The sequence below is a fragment of the Maricaulis sp. B-26 genome, from assembly GCF_056857855.1.
This window is the reverse complement of sequence record NZ_JBSXNX010000022.1, coordinates 23,053-40,502: the sequence shown is the minus strand read 5'-3', so window position 1 is coordinate 40,502 and position 17,450 is coordinate 23,053. Positions and strand designations below refer to the sequence as shown.

22 protein-coding genes are annotated in these 17,450 nt (G+C 64.7%); 5 read left to right on the top strand and 17 right to left on the bottom strand.

Features of this window, described 5'->3' with window-relative positions:
- Window positions 1-7: 7 nt before the first annotated feature.
- From secD to AC13HB_RS08790, 15 genes are all read right to left on the bottom strand, one after another.
- A complete protein-coding gene (secD, locus tag AC13HB_RS08860) occupies window positions 8-1,666 on the bottom strand; it encodes a protein translocase subunit SecD (protein ID WP_482949389.1) in 1,659 nt (552 codons plus the stop codon).
- Between the two features lie 31 nt (window positions 1,667-1,697).
- Complete coding sequence (gene yajC, locus AC13HB_RS08855) at window positions 1,698-2,000, bottom strand: preprotein translocase subunit YajC (protein WP_482949388.1); 303 nt, start codon at window positions 1,998-2,000, stop codon at window positions 1,698-1,700.
- Window positions 2,001-2,133: 133 nt separating this feature from the next.
- Window positions 2,134-3,039 (bottom strand): peptidoglycan DD-metalloendopeptidase family protein, encoded by a 906-nt coding sequence (locus AC13HB_RS08850; protein WP_482949387.1) that lies wholly within the window; start codon window positions 3,037-3,039, stop codon window positions 2,134-2,136.
- A 101-nt stretch (window positions 3,040-3,140) separates the two neighbouring features.
- Window positions 3,141-3,782: a protein-L-isoaspartate(D-aspartate) O-methyltransferase gene (locus AC13HB_RS08845; RefSeq protein ID WP_482949386.1), complete on the bottom strand. Its 642-nt coding sequence runs from the start codon at window positions 3,780-3,782 to the stop codon at window positions 3,141-3,143.
- Window positions 3,783-3,856: 74 nt separating this feature from the next.
- Window positions 3,857-4,651 carry a 5'/3'-nucleotidase SurE gene (gene surE, locus AC13HB_RS08840; protein ID WP_482949385.1) on the bottom strand — a complete coding sequence of 265 codons (795 nt, stop codon included), beginning with the start codon at window positions 4,649-4,651 and terminating at the stop codon, window positions 3,857-3,859.
- Window positions 4,652-4,774: 123 nt separating this feature from the next.
- A complete protein-coding gene (locus AC13HB_RS08835) occupies window positions 4,775-5,509 on the bottom strand; it encodes a hypothetical protein (protein ID WP_482949384.1) in 735 nt (244 codons plus the stop codon).
- A 181-nt stretch (window positions 5,510-5,690) separates the two neighbouring features.
- Window positions 5,691-6,968 (bottom strand): serine--tRNA ligase, encoded by a 1,278-nt coding sequence (serS, locus tag AC13HB_RS08830; protein WP_482949383.1) that lies wholly within the window; start codon window positions 6,966-6,968, stop codon window positions 5,691-5,693.
- 86 nt (window positions 6,969-7,054) lie between these two features.
- Window positions 7,055-7,900 carry a twin-arginine translocase subunit TatC gene (gene tatC / locus AC13HB_RS08825; protein WP_482949382.1) on the bottom strand — a complete coding sequence of 282 codons (846 nt, stop codon included), beginning with the start codon at window positions 7,898-7,900 and terminating at the stop codon, window positions 7,055-7,057.
- 5 nt (window positions 7,901-7,905) lie between these two features.
- Window positions 7,906-8,334, bottom strand: coding sequence for a Sec-independent protein translocase protein TatB (tatB, locus tag AC13HB_RS08820; protein WP_482949381.1), 429 nt, complete (start codon window positions 8,332-8,334; stop codon window positions 7,906-7,908).
- Between the two features lie 3 nt (window positions 8,335-8,337).
- Window positions 8,338-8,553: a twin-arginine translocase TatA/TatE family subunit gene (locus tag AC13HB_RS08815; RefSeq protein ID WP_482949380.1), complete on the bottom strand. Its 216-nt coding sequence runs from the start codon at window positions 8,551-8,553 to the stop codon at window positions 8,338-8,340.
- A gap of 67 nt (window positions 8,554-8,620) precedes the next feature.
- Window positions 8,621-9,430, bottom strand: coding sequence for an SMC-Scp complex subunit ScpB (gene scpB / locus AC13HB_RS08810; protein ID WP_482949379.1), 810 nt, complete (start codon window positions 9,428-9,430; stop codon window positions 8,621-8,623).
- Window positions 9,423-10,235, bottom strand: coding sequence for a segregation and condensation protein A (locus AC13HB_RS08805; protein ID WP_482949378.1), 813 nt, complete (start codon window positions 10,233-10,235; stop codon window positions 9,423-9,425). Before AC13HB_RS08805 ends, scpB begins: the two co-directional genes overlap by 8 nt.
- An 80-nt stretch (window positions 10,236-10,315) precedes the next feature.
- Window positions 10,316-11,332 (bottom strand): beta-N-acetylhexosaminidase, encoded by a 1,017-nt coding sequence (gene nagZ / locus AC13HB_RS08800; RefSeq protein ID WP_482949377.1) that lies wholly within the window; start codon window positions 11,330-11,332, stop codon window positions 10,316-10,318.
- Window positions 11,329-12,159 carry an SPOR domain-containing protein gene (locus AC13HB_RS08795; RefSeq protein WP_482949376.1) on the bottom strand — a complete coding sequence of 277 codons (831 nt, stop codon included), beginning with the start codon at window positions 12,157-12,159 and terminating at the stop codon, window positions 11,329-11,331. Before AC13HB_RS08795 ends, nagZ begins: the two co-directional genes overlap by 4 nt.
- Window positions 12,160-12,270: 111 nt before the next feature.
- Window positions 12,271-13,479 carry a deoxyguanosinetriphosphate triphosphohydrolase gene (locus AC13HB_RS08790; protein ID WP_482949375.1) on the bottom strand — a complete coding sequence of 403 codons (1,209 nt, stop codon included), beginning with the start codon at window positions 13,477-13,479 and terminating at the stop codon, window positions 12,271-12,273.
- A 64-nt stretch (window positions 13,480-13,543) separates the two neighbouring features.
- On the opposite strand from AC13HB_RS08790, the gene erpA reads away from it, so the two are divergent.
- From erpA to AC13HB_RS08775, 3 genes are read left to right on the top strand one after another with little or no spacing between them, the layout of a single operon-like run.
- A complete protein-coding gene (gene erpA, locus AC13HB_RS08785) occupies window positions 13,544-13,873 on the top strand; it encodes an iron-sulfur cluster insertion protein ErpA (protein ID WP_482949471.1) in 330 nt (109 codons plus the stop codon).
- A 57-nt stretch (window positions 13,874-13,930) separates the two neighbouring features.
- Window positions 13,931-14,284, top strand: a complete 354-nt coding sequence (locus AC13HB_RS08780; protein ID WP_482949374.1) for a DUF1428 domain-containing protein — start codon at window positions 13,931-13,933, stop codon at window positions 14,282-14,284.
- Between the two features lie 11 nt (window positions 14,285-14,295).
- On the top strand, window positions 14,296-14,970 hold the full coding sequence (locus AC13HB_RS08775; RefSeq protein ID WP_482949373.1) for a nitroreductase: 675 nt from the start codon (window positions 14,296-14,298) through the stop codon (window positions 14,968-14,970).
- Here the strand turns inward: AC13HB_RS08775 and AC13HB_RS08770 are convergent.
- Window positions 14,967-15,320: a hypothetical protein gene (locus AC13HB_RS08770; protein ID WP_482949372.1), complete on the bottom strand. Its 354-nt coding sequence runs from the start codon at window positions 15,318-15,320 to the stop codon at window positions 14,967-14,969. The genes AC13HB_RS08775 and AC13HB_RS08770 overlap by 4 nt on opposite strands.
- Before the next feature lie 131 nt (window positions 15,321-15,451).
- On the opposite strand from AC13HB_RS08770, the gene AC13HB_RS08765 reads away from it, so the two are divergent.
- Entirely contained in the window at window positions 15,452-16,240 is a 789-nt protein-coding gene (locus AC13HB_RS08765; RefSeq protein ID WP_482949371.1) for an exodeoxyribonuclease III, read from the top strand.
- Here the strand turns inward: AC13HB_RS08765 and AC13HB_RS08760 are convergent.
- On the bottom strand, window positions 16,237-16,683 hold the full coding sequence (locus AC13HB_RS08760) for a GFA family protein (protein WP_482949370.1): 447 nt from the start codon (window positions 16,681-16,683) through the stop codon (window positions 16,237-16,239). The two genes, AC13HB_RS08765 and AC13HB_RS08760, sit on opposite strands and share 4 nt — an antisense overlap.
- Window positions 16,684-16,896: 213 nt before the next feature.
- Between AC13HB_RS08760 and AC13HB_RS08755 the strand changes: the two genes are divergently transcribed.
- Entirely contained in the window at window positions 16,897-17,274 is a 378-nt protein-coding gene (locus tag AC13HB_RS08755; protein ID WP_482949369.1) for a winged helix-turn-helix transcriptional regulator, read from the top strand.
- Window positions 17,275-17,450: the final 176 nt, after the last annotated feature.

Genomic DNA, 17,450 nt, shown 5'->3' with positions numbered 1-17,450 from the left:
CCCTCCCTTAAAGCGGCAGCTGCTTGGGCTTGAAGGCCCGCAGCCAGAGGACCGCCAGCAGGCGGGAGAAGACGAAGGCCGTGAAGACCGACGTCACGATGCCGATACCCAGCGTCACGGCGAAGCCGCGGACCGGGCCTTCGCCCAGCATAATCAGGACCGCCGCCGCGATGAAGGTGGTGATGTTGGCGTCGAGAATGGCCGCCAGGGCGCGCTCATAGCCCGCCTGGATGGCGTTCGACGGCGTTCGTCCGTTGCGGGCCTCTTCCCGGATACGTTCGTAGATCAGCACGTTCGCATCGACCGCCATACCGATGGTCAGGATGATGCCGGCGATGCCCGGCAGGGTCAGCGTGGCGCCGAGACCGGACAGACCGCCGAGAATCAGCACGACATTGGCCAGAAGGGCCGAGGTCGAGAACACGCCGAACACGCCGTAGGCGGCCAGCATGAAGACGATAACCGCCACGAAGCCGATAATAATCGCGATCTGGCCGCTCTCGATCTGGTCGGCACCGAGGCTCGCGCTGACCACGCGCTGCTCGACCGGCGTCAGGCTGGCCGGCAGGGCACCGGCGCTGAGCAGGATGGCAAGCTGGCCGGCGCTGTCATAGGTGAAATTGCCGGTGATGATGCCATTGCCCGACAGGATCGGGTCATTGATGCGCGGCGCGGTGATAATCTCGCCGTCCAGCACGATGGCGAAGCGGCGGCCGCGGTTTTCGGTGGTCATGTCGCCGAAGATCAGCGCGCCCTGGGTGTCGAAGCGGAAGCCGACAACCGGCTGGGCATAGCGTGCATCATTGGTGACGTTCGCGCTGACGAGGTTTTCGCCGGTCAGACGGGCACGCGTCTCGACCGCGAGGTATTGCTGACCGCCCGTATCGGAGAGCGGATAAATGGTACGGCCCGGCGGCGTGCGGGCCTGGCCGTTGGGCCCCGGATCGATGGTCTCGTCGACCAGGTGGAAGCTCATGCTGGCCTGCGTGCCGACCAGGGCAATGATCTCGTCCGGATTGTCCGCACCGGGCACCTGCACCATGACCCGGTCCTCGCCCGAGCGGGCGATCGTCGGATCGGTCGTGCCCAGTCCGTCGAGACGCTTGCGGATCACGGTAATGGACTGGCTGAGCGTGCGATTCTGGATCGCCGTGAACTGCTCTTCGGTGATGCTCATCCGGATCGCGCTGGGATCGTTCGGATCGCGGCGCATCTCGTACACCTGGGCGAGGCCGGGCTGACCGCGCGCATCCGTCACCGGACGGTTGAGCTCGCGGAGAAGTTCGAAGGCCGTGTCGCGTTCGTCTTCGCGGATCAGCAGCACCACGACTTCGTCGCCAATCGCCGCGATCGATCGGGTGAAAATCGGCGTGTCGGCACCCCGCAGCGTGTCGCGGGCGTCCGCCGCCAGGTTCTCCAGCTCGGCCGCACGGACCTCGTCCATATCGACCTCGAAGACGATGTGCGAACCGCCCTGCAGGTCGAGACCGAGATTGACGCTTCGGCTCGGCAGCCAGCGCCAGATGCCCTGGGCCTCCCGCGTCCCGTCAAGCTCGTTGACGGTGTAGCGATCGGTCTCCGGCACGAAGTTCGGGACGGTGTACAGCACCCCGAGCAGGATGACAGCGAAAATGGAAATCAGCTTCCAGCGCCCGAAATGCAGCATGGCGAACGGTCCCGTCTAGATTAGCGTCGGATCAGTCGGACTTGGCGTCATTGGCCGGCTTCGGCTCGGGACGCCCGCGCACCGCGGTGATCGTCTGACGCACAACGCGCACTTTCACGCCGTCGGACAGCTCGACCGAGATTTCCTCATCGCCAACCTTGGCGACCTTGCCGATGAGCCCGCCCTGCGTGACGATCTCGTCGCCGCGCTTCAGGCTCTCGACCATTTCCTTGTGTTCCTTGAACCGCTTCTGCTGCGGACGGATGATCAGGAAATAGAACACGCCCGCCATGAGCGCGAACATGACGACAGTCTGCATGAGTTCAGGTGACATGATGACAAATCTCTCCCCGCGGCGCCGGAGCGGCTCGATTCGAGTGCGCGGCGCCGGATATTGAATAGCGCGGGACTATATCGGGGTCAGACTGGCATGCAACAAGGGCTGACTGCTGATAACGCCTGCCGGGTCAGCGCAGATAGCTCATCGGATTGACCGGGTTCACGCCATTGCGGATTTCGAAATGGACCTGGGGACGGTCCACGGAGCCGGTATCGCCGGCCGCCGCGATCACCTGGCCGCGCTCGACCTGGTCGCCCTCGCGCACGAGAATGCGGCTGTTATGGGCGTAAGCCGTTACGAAACCACCGGAATGCCGGATCAGGACGAGCCGGCCATATCCGGCCAGCTCGCTGCCGGCATAGACGACCTGTCCTGCCGCCGCGGCGCGGACATCGGCACCGGTGCGGGCCTCGATATTGATCCCGTCATTGCGGCCGCCATCAGGCTTGCGGCCGAAATCGGACAGGATGGCGCCGCGGATCGGCCAGTCGAAGCTCGGCGCACCCGCTGCGGCAGGCGCCGGGGAGGTATCGCGGCGGACCGAGGACACGCGCGACGGTGCAGCTTCGGTCACGGTCACGGCACGCGCGCCCTGCGGGAGGCGGATCTGTTGACCCACTTCGATTTCGTAGGGCGGACGGATGCCGTTATGGGCGGCCAGCGTCTGGAAGGGGATATTGTAGCGAAGCCCGATCCGGTAGAGATTCTCGCCGCGCTGCACGACGTGCATCGGCGGATGAGGCATGCGCAACGTCTGGCCGACATCCAGCGCGTAGGGCTCGTAAAGACCGTTGGTGCGGGCCAGTTCGCGCATGTCCACGCCGCAGCGCTGGGCGACTTCGGAGAGAGTGTCCCCGCGCCGCACCGTATAGCCCCGACTGCAGGACACCGGCATGGCGGTATAGCTCGACGTCGCAGCCCGCGCACCGGGATAGCGATGATCCACGCGCGCCGGCTCGCGCGGCGTCGAGGCACACGCAGCCAGGCCGGTACCGACCATAGCAATCAGGCAGATGAAACGCGCCGCACGCATCGTCGAAACGGGTCCCCGCAGACAAAACCTCCGCCATCAAGCCATGGAAGCCTTAACCGCTGGTTAGTCATATCGGGCCGTTTCGTGGCAAAGGCGGGATTCTAGAGCGCCCGGGCCTCGCCTTTCACCAGCGGCACGAAACGCACATCCATGATGTCGCTTTCGGTGATCTCGTCGCCGTGGCGCTCATAGCGCACGAGGACCTGTTTCGTATCCCGGTCGACCGGCGCGACGGCGATGCCGCCATCCTTGAGCTGTTTGAGGATTTCGTCGGGCCGTTCCGGTGCCGCCGCCGTCAGGATGATGCGGTCGAAGGGCGCCTGTTCGGGCCAGCCTTTCGAGCCGTCCCCGATGCGCTGGACGATATTGGTCAGGCGCAGGGCCTCGAAGCGCTCCTCGGCCTCGCGGGCCAGCGTGCGATAGCGCTCGACGGTGTAGACCCGGCGCGCCAGCTTCGAGAGCACCGCCGCCTGATAGCCGGACCCGGTACCGATCTCGAGCACCTTGTCGCGATCGCCGACCTTGAGCGCCTGGGTCATCAGCGCGACGATGAGCGGCTGGGAAATGGTCTGGCCGCAATCGATCGGCAGCGGCCTGTCGTCATAGGCCTGGTCGCCGAACCGGTCGGGCACGAAGAGATGCCGCGGCGTGCGTTCGATCGCCGCCATCACGGTCTTGTCCGTCATGCCGCCGCGGCGCAGCGACATGACCAGCTGGATCACGCGCGGATCGGGCAAGCTCATTGTCCGGACCTTTCCTGTCCAGGCCGACGTGTACGGGGCCGCAGCAGCGCGGCACAGGCCCTCACCGGCCGCACTCAGCTGCGCGGCGGCACGCCGCCCAGCATACGCTTGAGATTGCCCAGAGTTTCGCCGTGCGTGAGGTCCATGTGAAGGGGGGTGACGGAAATCTTTCCGTCATAGATCGCCCGCAGATCGACCCCCTCACCCGGATTGGACAGCGTGCCCTTGAAGCCGAGCCAGTAATACTCGAAGCCGCGCGGGTCCTTGCGCTGTTCGGCGTGGAGGATGTGCTGGTCGCGGCGGCCCTGCCGCGTGACCTCGACTTCCTTGACGTCCTCGGGCCGGGCATCCGGGAAGTTCACATTGATGAGCACGTCTTCCGGCCATTTCATCTCGAACAGGCGGCGCAGGATCGGCGCCCCGAAGGTCTCGGCCGTGTCCCAGTGGATCGGGTCCTCGCGCTGGAAGCCATAGGCCTGCGAGAGCGCGACCGAGGGAATGCCCAGCTGCATGCCCTGCATCGCGCCGGCGACCGTGCCCGAGAAAGTCACGTCCTCGGCGATGTTCTGGCCGCGATTGACGCCGGACAGGACGAGGTCGGGCTTCTTGCCGGGAATGAGGTCCTGCACGCCCATCAACACGCAGTCGGTCGGCGTGCCGGTGACGGAGAATTTCTGCTCGCCCCAGCGGCGCACGCGCAGCGGCGCATGCAGGGTGAGCGAACGTCCGGCGCCGGACTGTTCCTGATCCGGCGCGACGATCCAGATATCGTCCGACAATTCCCGCGCGATCTTCTCGAGGCTTTTCAGGCCGGAGGCCCGGATACCGTCATCATTGGTCAGGAGAATACGCGGGTTTTCGGGGATCATGGCTCGGACTTTCGCTGGCGACAGACCGCCTTCTAGCCCAATTCCCGATGCCTGCCAGCCCGGAAGATGAAGTTGGCAGACCGCCCCGGAATTTGCCGGAGCGGCCTGACTTCAATTGCAGGATCAATCGGTGAGCCACATATAATCGTCGTGCGAGTGGCAGATTTCCGGCCAGGCGGCCATCTCGTCGATATCGCTCGTCGCTTCCCAGCCGGCGCCGAACGCACCGAGCACCTCGGCATCCGTGGGTGCCGCGAAGGACAGGATATTGCGGAACTCGCCGCCGATGATGTGCGAGAGCCAGGTCCAGGATGACAGGCGGCCCTCTTCCACGAAGCCGTTATAGACCGGCGCCAGCTGCGTCTCGATCATGGCGCGCGTCTCGTCCGACCGGCTCTCGTCGCAGATCAGGTATTGCGAGAGCACCACATCGCCTTCGCCGGTCTCACCCCCGGATGCCTCGACATGCCAGATATAGTCGTCATGTCGCGGACAGGCGCCCGCACCGATCTCCAACTCGCCGGAATCGGCTTCGTTCGCACGGCGCTGGAATTCGGCGAGATTTTCCATCAGCCCTTCCGGACTGGTGCCGATCAGCGCGTTGAGCCGGCGCCAATTGCCACCTGAGTGGTGGCGCCAGTACCCGTAGCCAACGAGGCTGCCCTCCTCGACCATCGCCTCGAGGACGGGCTGATTGACCGCTTCCTGGACGGCATCGAAATCCCCCTCCAGCGCCGGGTCGCATTCGTAATAGGTTGCGTAGACAAATATTTCCGGCGGCATCTCTTCCTGAGCCACAGCCGGACCGACCGACAACAGGCCGCACGCGGCGACCGAACACATGAGATTGCGGTACATGTCCCTCTCCCTTTCTGTTCAGGGATTCATGCGCGAATGCGCGCTGCGCACCCTAATGGAATTAAAGGGAAAATTCGAGCGTGGTTTTATTACACAACCTTTGTGGGAGGCCGCACTTCCTGCCCGTACAGGCCTGTGGCCGGCATGATCACAACCGGGCTCAGGATCGAGGGGTGGCCGGTCAGGCCTTCAGCACGTCGAGCCCGCCCATATAGGGGCGCAGGGCCTGCGGGATGGTGATGGAGCCGTCCTCGTTCTGGTGGTTTTCCATCACGGCCAGCATGGCGCGGCCGACGGCGACGCCGGACCCGTTGAGCGTATGCAGGAAGGCCGGGCGCTTCTCGCCGTCCTTGCGATAGCGCGCATTCATGCGGCGGGCCTGGAAATCCCCGCAATTCGAGCAGGAGGAAATCTCGCGATAGGTGCCCTGGCTCGGCAGCCAGACCTCGAGGTCGTAGGTCCGCTTGGCCGAGAAACCCATATCGCCCGAGCAGAGCAGCATGACGCGGTAAGGCAGTTCCAGCAGCTGCAGGACCTTTTCCGCGCAGCCGGTCATGCGGTCGAGCTCGGCCTCGCTCTCGTCCGGTGCCACGATAGAGACCATTTCCACCTTCTGGAACTGGTGCATGCGAATCATGCCGCGCGTGTCGCGCCCGGCCGAACCGGCCTCGGCGCGGAAACAGGGCGTGAAGGCCGTCATGCGCAGCGGCAGCGTGTCCTCGGGATGGATCTGGTCGCGGGCCAGATTGGTCAGCGGGACTTCCGCCGTCGGGATCAGCCAGCGATGGTCCGTCGTACGGAAGAGATCGTCGGCGAATTTGGGCAATTGGCCCGTGCCGAACATGGCCTCGTCGCGCACCATGTAGGGCGGGCTCACTTCGGTATAGCCGTGCTCGCTCGTGTGGAGGTCGAGCATGAATTGCGCCAGCGCGCGCTCCAGCCGGGCCAGACCGCCCTTGAGCGCCACGAAGCGCGCGCCCGACAGTGCGGCGGCAGCTTCGAAATCCATCTGCCTGAGCCCCTCGCCCAGATCGACATGATCCTTGGCCGTAAAGCCCAGTTCGCGCGGTGTGCCCCAGCGGCGCACTTCCTCATTGTCGGCCTCGTCCGCGCCCTCGGGCACATCCGTTTCCGGCAGGTTCGGCAAGGCGGCGAGATGCTGGTTCAGCGTCTCGTCGAAATGGCGCGCCTGCTGGGCGGCTTCCTCGAGCACGGTCTTGAGACGGTCGACCTCGCTGCGCAAGCGGTTGAACTCGTCCTCATCGCCGGACGCCTTGGCCTTGCCGATCTGCTTGGACAGCGCATTGCGCTCGGTCTCGGCCTCCTGCTGCTTGGTCAGCGCTTCGCGGCGCTGGACATCGAGCTCGAGCAGCGGCCCGGACTGCGACTCCATTCCCCGCTTGGCGAGGGCAGCGTCGAAGGCTTCGGGATTGTCTCGGATGATCTTGATGTCGTGCATGGGTCCGGTCCGGATGGAAGATGGGTTTGAGCGGGCTATAGCCTCGCCCGTCCGCCCCGTAAACAGGCCGGGCGGGCGGCAAGGCGTCAGGACGTGATGTCGGTGCCGGAGGAGGCGTCTTCGTCCGCATCGTCCTCATCGTCTTCTTCGCCCGGATGCATCAGCATCATGCCGCCGATGGAGAGGAAGTAGAGTCCGAGCAAGGCTCCGCCCAGCAGGATCTGGCTGATCGGATCCGGCGGCGTTGCGAAAGCGGCGAAGAGGAAGATGCCGACCAGGGCGAAACGCCAGCCCTTCAGCAGGGTCCGGCCGGTCAGCAGGCCCGCCTTGGCGAGCAGCATGAGGAAGACCGGCATCTGGAAGGAAATCCCGAAGACCAGCATCAGCGTGGTGATGAGGTTCATGTAGTCGGACACGTTGAGCAGCAGCTCGATCCGCGTCCCGGCCAGTTCGGACACCTGCTCCTGCCCCAGCGAGAAGCGCATGATCATGGGCAGGACGATGAAATAGACGAAGGCCACGCCCAGCCCGAACAGGACCGGCGACATCGCCAGGAAGGGCGCGAAGGCCCCCTTCTCGTTCTTGTAGAGGCCCGGCGCGACGAAGCCGTAGATCTGCCAGGCGATAACCGGAAAGATGATAATGACCGCACCGACCAGGGCCAGTTTGAGCCGGACGAAGAAGAATTCGAGCGGTGCGAAGAAGTTCGCGGTCAGGTCGAGCTCTTCCACCGGCACGCCGCGGACCAGCGCCGCCGCATCGCGATAGGGCAGAAGCAGCCATTCATAGATGTATTTGGAAAAGCCGAAACAGACGACGAACCCGACCAGCAGGAAGCCGATAATCACCACCAGACGCCCTCGCAGCTCGATCAGGTGATCGATCAGCGGAGCGCGGCTCGCTTCGACTTCATCCTCTTCGACGTGAGACATGGCGGTCAGTCACTATCCCTGGCAGCAGGCTTTGCAGGCGAACGGCCGGCCGTGTCGTTATCGTCCTCGCCGGGTGCGGCATCCGGGTCCGGCTTGCGCTCGAAGAGCGGGCCGTCGGCTTGCTTCGCCTTGGCGATCTTGAGATTGCGGATTTCGTCGTTTCGGGTTTCGAGCGCCGCCTTGTCGACTTCGCCCCGGATTTCCTCGATCGGATTGGCGGATTTGAGCGCTTCGATTTCCTTGCGCAGCTCCGCCAGCTCGGTTTCCCGGCCGATTTCCTCGAAGGAGTGCTGGAATTCGCGGGCCATGCTGCGCGCCTGCCCCATCACGCGACCGACACGGCGCATCAATACGGGCAATTGCTGAGGCCCGACCACGACGAGCGCGAGAACGAGAACGACCAGCAGTTCCGGCGCACCGATGCCGGGGCTCATCGCCTAGCTCCCGGTCTTTTCGTCGTCGCGTACGCTGCTGTCCACAGCCGGGGCCTCGGTCTCGGATGACTCGCCATCCTCCTCGTCCTTGAGCCCCTTGCGGAAGCTGGTGATGCCCTTGGCGAAATCGCCCATGACGGATGCGATCTTGCCACGGCCGCCGAACAGCAGGACCGCGAGCAGGACAACGAGAAGGATTTGCCACATTCCGGGAGCCATGAGCCCCTCCGTCTGAAATAACGATAACTGGTCTAATGCAGATGCCGCGCCGCGTCCAACCCGTCAATCACGAGGCAGCGTCGGGACCATCGCCATCACCTTCCATGAAATCAACATGGAAGGCATGCGCCTCTTCATCGTCGAGCGGGTCCTCGATCAGTTCGGGCTGTTCCACCCGGCCTGGGTCCGGCACGACGAAATCCGGCGGCAGGCGCGCATCGAGCAGGCCGGCTGCCTTGAGATCGGACATGCCCGGCAAATCGCCGATCGATGCGAGCGAGAAATATTCGAGGAATTTCTGCGTCGTGCCGTAAGTCACCGGACGTCCCGGCGTACGGCGGCGCCCGCGTGGACGGATCCAGCGCAGCTCGAACAGAAGGTCCAGCGTGCCCTTCGACACGGCGACGCCGCGAATCTCCTCGATCTCCGCCCGCGTCACCGGCTGGTGATAGGCGATGATGGACAGGGTCTCGAGCGCGGCCTGGGAGAGCTTGCGCGGCTCCCGGCGCACCTCGGTCAGCACGTCAGCGAGGTCCGGCGCGGTCTCGAATCGCCAGCGACCGCCGACTTCCTTCAACTGCACGCCCCGTTCGGCATATTCCGCCGCCAGCTTGCCCAGCAGATCCTGGACATTCGCCTCCAGCGGCAGGCGTCCGATCAGCGTTTCCTCGTCCAACGGCTCGGCCGCCGCGAAAAGCAGGGCTTCGAGGATGCGCAGATTGCGCCGCTCCGTATTGACGGCAAGGTGCACGCCGAGCGCCTTCGAGGCCTCCTCGTCGGCAGCCGCCGACGGGCCCTGGTGCTCGGCCCGCTGCCGCAGCGCCGCGATCGCATCGGAGATCGCGTCCGGCGGGGCGGATTTGTCGTCGTCACTCATCGGATGTTTCGTCTCCCGAAGCGCCGCGTACGAAGAGCGGCGCGAAGGCTTCTCGCTGGCGCAATCGTGCATGGCCTTCCTTGGTGATTTCAAGCGCCGCCAACACGGAACTTGCACGTACCGACCTGAGTGGCGGCGGATTGGCGCCCAATTCCCCGGTATCGGGCAGCAGGCTGTCCAGTTCGCGCCAGTCCTTCAGCTCCGGCATCAGCGTTTCGAGACGCTCGCGCGCGGTCTCCAGTCCATAGACCCGTGGCGTTTGCGGCGTGTAGCTCGCCCGAGCCTGAACGATTCGGCGATGGGTATAGGCGGACAGGAGATCGTGCAGATCGGCTTCATAGACCACCGACCGAGTCGCGCGAACGCCTTCGGGCGCGCCGCGCATATGGACGTCCGTGCCTTCCAGCGTCTGCGCGAACAGCGCCTCGCCAGCCGCCCGCATCGCCTCCAGCCGGCGCAGACGGAAGGCCAGCGCGGCCGCCATCACCTCTGCCGGGGCCTCTTCCTCGTCGCTCCTGGGTTTGGGCAGGAGGAGTTTGGATTTCAGGAAGGCCAGCCAGGTCGCCATGACGAGATAGTCGGCGGCAAGGTCCAGCCGCAAACGGCGGGCGGCTTCCATGAATTGGAGATATTGCTCGGCCAGTTCGAGGATGGAAATTTTCGCGAGGTCGACCTTGCGCTTGCGCGCCAGAGCGAGCAGCAGGTGCAGCGGTCCCTCGAAGCCGTCGAGATCGACCACGAGCGCATCGTTCTCGGCTTCTTCCGCGGCTTCAAACCGGACGTCTTCCTCGAAAAATTCGTTCACCCCATCTCCCGGTATTCAGGGCCTCCCGGTTCTCACATCATGCTGCGTGGCGCTGTCTCGGCGGTCCGGAGCGGAGGCCGTCAGGCCTGGACCGGACGCAGCAGCTCATTGAGACGCGATTCGGCGTCTTCCGGGTCAAAATCCTCGATCGTGTCCCGGATGGCTTCGGCGGCTGCCGCGCGCTCGGCCGGTTTGCCGGCAAGCGCAGCCGCAGCTTCGGCGACCGGCAGCATCTCCGCCATCTCGCCATTGCAGTGCAGCAGCATATCACATCCGGCCTTCAACGCCGCCTCTCCGCGCTCGCGGAATGTTCCGCTGAGCGCCTTCATGGAGAGGTCGTCGGTCATCAGGAGACCGTCGAAACCGATCTCGCCACGGATCACATTGCCCACCATGTCGGGCGAGGTCGTGGCGGGCAGGTCCGGATCGATGTCGGAATAGACGATGTGTGCGGTCATCGCCATGGGCGCCTTATTGAGCCCCTTGAAGGGCGCGAAATCGGTCTCGGACAACAGACCGTGCTCTTCGGGCACGACGGGAAGTTCGAGATGGCTGTCCGCCCGTGCGCGGCCATGCCCGGGAATATGCTTGATGATCGGCGCCACGCCGCCCGCGGCCAGACCGTCCATGGCCGCCTGCCCCAGTGCGATGACCGGTTCCGGCGTCTCACCGAAAGCGCGATCGCCGATAATGTCGTCGGCGCCGGGAATGCGCAGATCGGCGACCGGCGCGCAATCGACGTCCACGCCGATGGTACGAAGCTCGTGCGCGAGAAGACGATGGTTGAGGCGCGTCGCCTCGATCGCCATCTCCGGCTCTTTCAGGAAGAGATCGCCGAACAGCTGGGCCGGCGGTGCCTTGCGCCAGGTCGGCGGTTTGAGACGGGCGACGCGGCCGCCTTCCTGATCGATCAGGATCGGCGCATCGCGCCCGACGCAATCGCGCAGTTCCAGCGTCAGGCGGGCCAGCTGGTTCACGCCTTCCACATTGCGCGCGAACAGGATGAAGCCCCAGGGCTCGGCATCGCGGAAGAAGGCTTTTTCGTCCGGCGAGAGCGTGAGCCCGGCCAGACCGTAGATCGCGGATCTCGTGCTCATCGGCGTGCGACCAGGCAGTCCTGCCCGCGATCCTGCAGACTGGAGCAGAATTCGACGGCCCCGTCGCGCGTGGAGAAGGCCGCGATACGCAGGCGGTAATAGGTGCCGCGATTGGCGATCTCGACGCTGGCCACATCCGGGGCGAGGCCCGAAGCGATATCGGCGAAGCGCGTGCGGAAGGCGACCCAGGCAGCTTCCGCATCGGCTTCGGACCGGAAGGACGCGATCTGGACCACCCACTCGCCGTTAACATCCACCGTGCGGGGCGGTGTCTCGCTCGGCACCGTCGTCGGCGTCGTGGCGGGTGCCGCAGCCTCCGGCTCGGGCTCGGGTTCGGGCTGGCGCGGCGCCGGACGTTCCGGTTCCGGATCGGGCGCCGTTACTGCAGGCTGCGCCTCACGTGCGGCCGCGTCCGCCTCGTCGGCATCCACGGTTTCCACGCGCAGCGCCGGGCGCGTATCCTCCATCGGCTCTTCCGGCGCGGGACGCAGAGAGACTTCGTCCTCGCCCTCGCCGCTATCGCCGGTCAGCCGGTTGTAGACGTCCAGATCCGTGTCCGGCGTCTCCTCGCCGCCGGGATCGGCGGGGCGCTCGCGGAAGGGTTCGACATCGGGGACGAGACGCGGCGCGCCGTCCCGGCCGCTTTCGCGCAAGCCCTGATTATAGGCACTCCAGACCACGCCCAGGAACAGGACGAATACGGCGAGCGCCGCAGTCAGGAGCAGCGGCCCGCGCCGCCCATCCTCGTCGCGCGCGTCGAAGGTCGAGAATTCATCCGTAGGCGGCGCATAGGCCCCGAGGCGGGATTCGTCGTCCTGATCCGTCATGGCGTTCCTGATCGTTTCACTGTGCGTAGCCCGCAGCGAATCGCTCCGGACGACACCAACCTAGCACTCCCGGCCCGCGCAGCTCACGCGCAGAGGCCGGAAAGCGGCATACTAGAAATACCCCTGCACGGTGAAAAGCCTGCGATGCTCCTCAACGGCAAAGCGATCCGTCATTCCCGCGATATAATCGCAGACCTGGCGCGCGGACTCGGCCGTTCCGGCGCCATGCATGCCGGCCTGGATATCGGTCGGCAGCACGCCCGGATCGGCGAGATAGAGATCGAACAGGTCGCGCATCACCCGCCGCGCCTGGCTCATCATGCGATTGACCTTGTAGTGCCGGTACATGTGCGAAAAGAGATGCCGCCGCAGGCCTGCGAGATGCATCGTCATGTCTTCGGAAAAGGCCACCACGGGCGTATCGAGCGCGCGGACCGCCTCCGGACTGTCCGGCCGCGCCGCGTCGAGGCGGCGCCGGGTCTCGGTGATGACATCGTCCACCATGACGCCGATCAGGTCGCGCACGGCCTCGTGGATAACCACCGTCTGCGGCGTATCCGGCCAGCGCTGCATAACGCGGCGGAATATCTCGCCGACCAGCGGCAACTCCATCAGCGGCTCAAGCTCGAGCAGACCGGAGCGAAGCCCGTCGTCGATATCGTGGTTATTGTAGGCGATATCGTCGGACAGCGCCGCGATCTGAGCCTCGACGCCGGCATGGGTATCGAGTTCGAGATCGCGCCAGCCCTCGTAATCGGTGAAAGCCCAGGCCAGCTCCTCCTCGGACGTGTCGTGCGCGAGCAGAGGTCCGTTATGCTTGACCACACCTTCAAGCGTCTCCCAGGTCAGGTTGAGGCCATCGAATTCCGGATAGCGGACTTCCAGCTTCGTGACCACGCGCAGCGTCTGAGCATTATGGTCGAAACCGCCGTAATTCTTCATTTTTTCGGCCAGAACCCGTTCACCCTCATGACCGAAGGGCGGGTGGCCGAGGTCGTGCGCGAGGGCCAGCGCTTCGGCCAGATCCTCGTCGGCGCCGAGCGTACGGGCCAGGGTCCGGGCGATCTGGGAAACCTCGAGCGAATGGGTCAGGCGCGTGCGGTACTGATCGCCCTCATGAGCCACGAAAACCTGGGTCTTTTCCTTTAAGCGGCGGAAGGCGGCGGAGTGGATGATCCGGTCCCTGTCGCGCTGGAAGGCATTGCGTGTCGCACTGTCGGCCTGGGCAAATCGCCGGCCGCGCGACTGCGAGGGATGGCAGGCATAGGGCGCACGCGTACGCTCGGTCGCCGCAATCGTCATGTCGGTCAGCCCTTTCATCGGCGCCTGTCGGGGTCCATATAGAGCAGGACAGACACGAACGAAACGCCATACCGGTATGACCATGTCGACGAATGTGACGCTTTCCGCCTCGGCGGCCAGACAGATCAACGCCATTATCGCCAGCCAGACCAAGGCCGCGCTGTTGCGCATCGGCGTGGTCGGCGGCGGCTGCTCGGGCTTCTCCTACACTTTCGACCTCGAAGAGGCCGTCAATGCGGACGATTTCGTTATCGAGCGCGACGGCGCGAAAGTGGCCATCGACGAAGCCTCCCTGCCCTTCCTGGAAGGCTCGGAGATCGATTATGTCGACGAGTTGATCGGCGCCGCCTTCAAGATCCACAATCCCAACGCCACGGCGGCCTGCGGCTGCGGAACGAGTTTTTCGATCTGATGCCGCTCGACGGCGGGGAGCGCTTCCGCCATCCTCTCGCCGAAAGGGGTACATGCCATGAGCTATGTGGACGGTTTCGTCATTCCGGTGCCAACGGCCCGAAAGGACGCGTATCTCGACGTGGCCAGGCGGGCCGCAGACCTCTTCCTGAAGCACGGCGCCCTCTCGGTGCGCGAATGCTGGGGCGTCGATGTGCCGCCCGGCGAAACGACCTCTTTCCCGATGGCGGTCAAGCTCAAGGACGATGAGAGCGTCGTTTTCTCCTGGGTGGAATGGCCCTCGAAGGCGGTTCGCGACGCCGCCATGCCCGGCCTCTCCGACGACATGGCTGCCGAAATGAAGATCGAGGACATGCCGTTTGACGGACAACGCCTCATCATGGGCAGTTTCGAAACCCTTCTGCAACGCTGAACCAATCGCCCATGCTGTCTGTGACCGACGCCCTCAAGCGCCGCATTTCCACCCGCGCCTTCCTCGACACGCCGGTGAGCGAAGCCGTGGTCCGCGAACTGCTCGATACGGCCCGCTGGGCGGCCTCGGGCGGCAATGTTCAGCCCTGGCAGGCCCATGTCGTTGCCGGCGAAGCCCGCCAGCGCGTCATCGATGCGGTCCGGGCCCGGATCGATGCCGCGCCCTTCGAGGATGAGAATGATTTCGGGGCCTATCCGCAAAAGCTCTGGGAACCCTATCGCTCGCGCCGCTACGCGCTGGGCGAACAGATGTACGAAACCATGGGCGTTCCGCGCGAGGACAAGGCGGCGCGCCTCGCGCACCTCCTGCGCAATTTCGAATTCTTCGGCGCGCCGGTCGGCGTCTTCTTTTCCATCGACAGCCGCATGAACCCCAATCAGTGGGGCCATCTGGGCATGTTCATCATGGCTTTCATGCTGGCGGCAGAGGAGCAGGGCCTCGCCAGCTGCGCCCAGGAAGCCTGGATGTCGCGCGGCAAGACGGTGGCGGCGACGCTCGGCCTGCCGGAAGAGCAGCGCATCTGGTGCGCCGTCGCCCTTGGCCATGCCGATCCGGACGCCCCGGTGAACCGTCTCCGCTCGGAGCGGGCGGAGGTGGATGAGTTCGCGAGGTTCGAAGGTTTCTAGGCTCCGCAGTCGAACCGGCCGTCGCAAAGCGTGTTAACCACTGCCAGCCAGCCGAACAGGCCGATGAGCCAGATCAGCGGCAGGGCGATCATCCATTTCAGGCCGGAATAGCGGCGCCCCATGACGACGCGCACCCAACCGACCACGAGCCCCAGCAGGGCGGCGACCGGCCCGGCGCTGGAATAGACGGCAAAGGCAAGAACGGCGCCCTCGCCCCCGGTCCCAGGCGAAGCGAGAATGACCAGTGCGGGATACCAGAGACCAGAGGTGACAACGCCGAACGCGATCACGACGAGGCTCGTCAGGACCAGCCAGATCATCGACGGACGGTGAACAGCGACGGGCTTCATGACGGCCTCCCCGAAACTACCCCAGGGCCGCGCGGAGACGGCCTGTTCTTCACTGCGCGCCGACGGCTTCACAGCGGGGCGAAACGCCCTATTGTGCCCGCTCCACATCGCATTCGAACGGGCGCAAGACCATGACCCTGACCGTCGCTTCCTGGAACGTCAACTCGATCAAGGCCCGCCTGCCCAATGTGCTGGACTGGCTTCGCGAGGCGAAGCCCGACGTGGTCTGCCTGCAGGAAATCAAGACGATCGACGAGAATTTCCCGCGCATGGAGATCGAGGATCTCGGCTATAATGTCGAGACACACGGCCAGAAGACCTATAACGGCGTCGCCATCCTCTCGCGCCTGCCGATCGAGGACGTCACGCCACGCCTGCCCGGTGATGAGGACGACGAACAGGCGCGATATCTGGAAGCGGTCATCTCCGCCGAGTCGGGGCCGGTTCGCGTCGCGTCCATCTACCTGCCGAACGGCAATCCGGCGCCGGGTCCCAAATACGATTACAAGCTCGCCTGGATGGAGCGACTGCGCCGTCACGCCGAAAAACTGCTCGCGCTGGAAGAACCGCTCATCCTGGCCGGCGACTACAATGTCATACCGCGCGACAGCGATTGCTGGGATCCGGAAGTGTGGGAAAAGGACGCGCTTGCCCTGCCGCAGAGCCGGGCCGCCTTCCGCGCCCTGAAATGGCTTGGCCTGACGGAGGCTTTCGAACAGGTCGACGGGCGCGGGCACCAGTACACATTCTACGATTACCAGGCCGGGCGCTGGCAGAAGGGTCACGGCATCCGGATCGACCACCTCCTGCTCTCGCCGCAGGCGGCCGACCGGATCACCGGTATCGAAATTCACAAGAAGACCCGCGGCGAACCTAAAGCCTCGGATCACATCCCGATCGTGGGCAGTTTCGAACTCTAGCCTTGGCCGGCCCCGGCACCTTCCGGCATGGCTGACGGCATTTCCGGGAAGGATGGCAGATCTGGGGCGATCGGGTCCCAGGATATCGCCCGGCTTGCATAGACCGACATGATCGGGCTGATCGCTTCCGGGTCGTCCAGGCTCGACGCCCGCACGAAGACCATGCCCGGCATCGCCGAATTGGTCGAGTAGACGGCCGAGCCGCATTCGGGACAGAAACCGCGACTGACAATATTGCCGCTGTCTGCGGCCCGGTCGTAGAATTTCAGCGTTCCGGTTATGGAAAGCTGATCTTCGCTCAAACCGATATGTGTGCCATGTCCCGTACCGCTGCTCTTGCGGCAATCGGTACAATGGCAATGCACCGACATCCGCGCCTCCCCGGACACCTCGTAATTGACCGCACCACACAGGCATCCGCCCGAAAATCCGGCTTTCGACATTTCACTCTCCTTTTTCCGGCCCCTTGGGACCACGTCCTCCACCAGCCGCTGTCCGATGCCGACGGCGCAGGGCGGACCTGGCAAGACACCCGCACTGCACCTGGTCCGGAGGCATGGGCTTCGACGTAAAAACACGCGCCTTCCCGCACCCGCAGCAACACAAAATTAACTTATGACTTGTTAATTGCAAGTTGCAAGTCATTAATTGAAGCCATGCCCGAAACCCAGCACCGATCTGCCTGCCCCATTGCCACGACACTGGACCTCGTTGGCGACCGCTGGACGCTGGTGATCCTGCGCGACCTCGTGAACGGCAAGCGCCGCTATTCCGAATTTCTGACCTCGCCCGAACGCATCACGACCAATATCCTGGCGGATCGCCTGGTAAAAATGCTGGATGCCGGCCTTGTCGAACGGACGCCCTACCAGGAACGCCCCCGGCGCTATGAGTATGCGCTCACACCAAAGGGGGCGGATCTGCACCCGGTCCTGCAGGAAATGTGTCGCTGGGCCAATCGCCACTACCCCGACACATGGGTCGCGCCGGAACCCTTCATGCAATCCCCGCCGGACAATGCATCCGGTGGCTGAGCATCCAGCCGCCGCAACCAGATTCCACTCCCGCCCTCGCCGCTGCCCGTGATACGCTCCGGCCGAGAATGGAAAACCACGGGACGATCATGCGTATCCTGAGTCTTGTTTCACTGGGTCTCCTGCGGCGAGCCACGGACCAAAGCCGCGCGCCGCGCCGCCGCAATCCCCGGCGA

What these genes read in the sequence shown, in the direction of transcription:
- secD (WP_482949389.1), bottom strand. Translation starts at nt 1,666, where the DNA reads ATGCTGCATTTCGGGCGCTGGAAGCTGATTTCCATTTTCGCTGTCATC.
- yajC (WP_482949388.1), bottom strand. Translation starts at nt 2,000, where the DNA reads ATGTCACCTGAACTCATGCAGACTGTCGTCATGTTCGCGCTCATGGCG.
- AC13HB_RS08850 (WP_482949387.1), bottom strand. Translation starts at nt 3,039, where the DNA reads ATGCGTGCGGCGCGTTTCATCTGCCTGATTGCTATGGTCGGTACCGGC.
- AC13HB_RS08845 (WP_482949386.1), bottom strand. Translation starts at nt 3,782, where the DNA reads ATGAGCTTGCCCGATCCGCGCGTGATCCAGCTGGTCATGTCGCTGCGC.
- surE (WP_482949385.1), bottom strand. Translation starts at nt 4,651, where the DNA reads ATGATCCCCGAAAACCCGCGTATTCTCCTGACCAATGATGACGGTATC.
- AC13HB_RS08835 (WP_482949384.1), bottom strand. Translation starts at nt 5,509, where the DNA reads ATGTACCGCAATCTCATGTGTTCGGTCGCCGCGTGCGGCCTGTTGTCG.
- serS (WP_482949383.1), bottom strand. Translation starts at nt 6,968, where the DNA reads ATGCACGACATCAAGATCATCCGAGACAATCCCGAAGCCTTCGACGCT.
- tatC (WP_482949382.1), bottom strand. Translation starts at nt 7,900, where the DNA reads ATGTCTCACGTCGAAGAGGATGAAGTCGAAGCGAGCCGCGCTCCGCTG.
- tatB (WP_482949381.1), bottom strand. Translation starts at nt 8,334, where the DNA reads ATGAGCCCCGGCATCGGTGCGCCGGAACTGCTGGTCGTTCTCGTTCTC.
- AC13HB_RS08815 (WP_482949380.1), bottom strand. Translation starts at nt 8,553, where the DNA reads ATGGCTCCCGGAATGTGGCAAATCCTTCTCGTTGTCCTGCTCGCGGTC.
- scpB (WP_482949379.1), bottom strand. Translation starts at nt 9,430, where the DNA reads ATGAGTGACGACGACAAATCCGCCCCGCCGGACGCGATCTCCGATGCG.
- nagZ (WP_482949377.1), bottom strand. Translation starts at nt 11,332, where the DNA reads ATGAGCACGAGATCCGCGATCTACGGTCTGGCCGGGCTCACGCTCTCG.
- AC13HB_RS08795 (WP_482949376.1), bottom strand. Translation starts at nt 12,159, where the DNA reads ATGACGGATCAGGACGACGAATCCCGCCTCGGGGCCTATGCGCCGCCT.
- AC13HB_RS08790 (WP_482949375.1), bottom strand. Translation starts at nt 13,479, where the DNA reads ATGAAAGGGCTGACCGACATGACGATTGCGGCGACCGAGCGTACGCGT.
- erpA (WP_482949471.1), top strand. Translation starts at nt 13,544, where the DNA reads ATGTCGACGAATGTGACGCTTTCCGCCTCGGCGGCCAGACAGATCAAC.
- AC13HB_RS08780 (WP_482949374.1), top strand. Translation starts at nt 13,931, where the DNA reads ATGAGCTATGTGGACGGTTTCGTCATTCCGGTGCCAACGGCCCGAAAG.
- AC13HB_RS08775 (WP_482949373.1), top strand. Translation starts at nt 14,296, where the DNA reads ATGCTGTCTGTGACCGACGCCCTCAAGCGCCGCATTTCCACCCGCGCC.
- AC13HB_RS08770 (WP_482949372.1), bottom strand. Translation starts at nt 15,320, where the DNA reads ATGAAGCCCGTCGCTGTTCACCGTCCGTCGATGATCTGGCTGGTCCTG.
- AC13HB_RS08765 (WP_482949371.1), top strand. Translation starts at nt 15,452, where the DNA reads ATGACCCTGACCGTCGCTTCCTGGAACGTCAACTCGATCAAGGCCCGC.
- AC13HB_RS08760 (WP_482949370.1), bottom strand. Translation starts at nt 16,683, where the DNA reads ATGTCGAAAGCCGGATTTTCGGGCGGATGCCTGTGTGGTGCGGTCAAT.
- AC13HB_RS08755 (WP_482949369.1), top strand. Translation starts at nt 16,897, where the DNA reads ATGCCCGAAACCCAGCACCGATCTGCCTGCCCCATTGCCACGACACTG.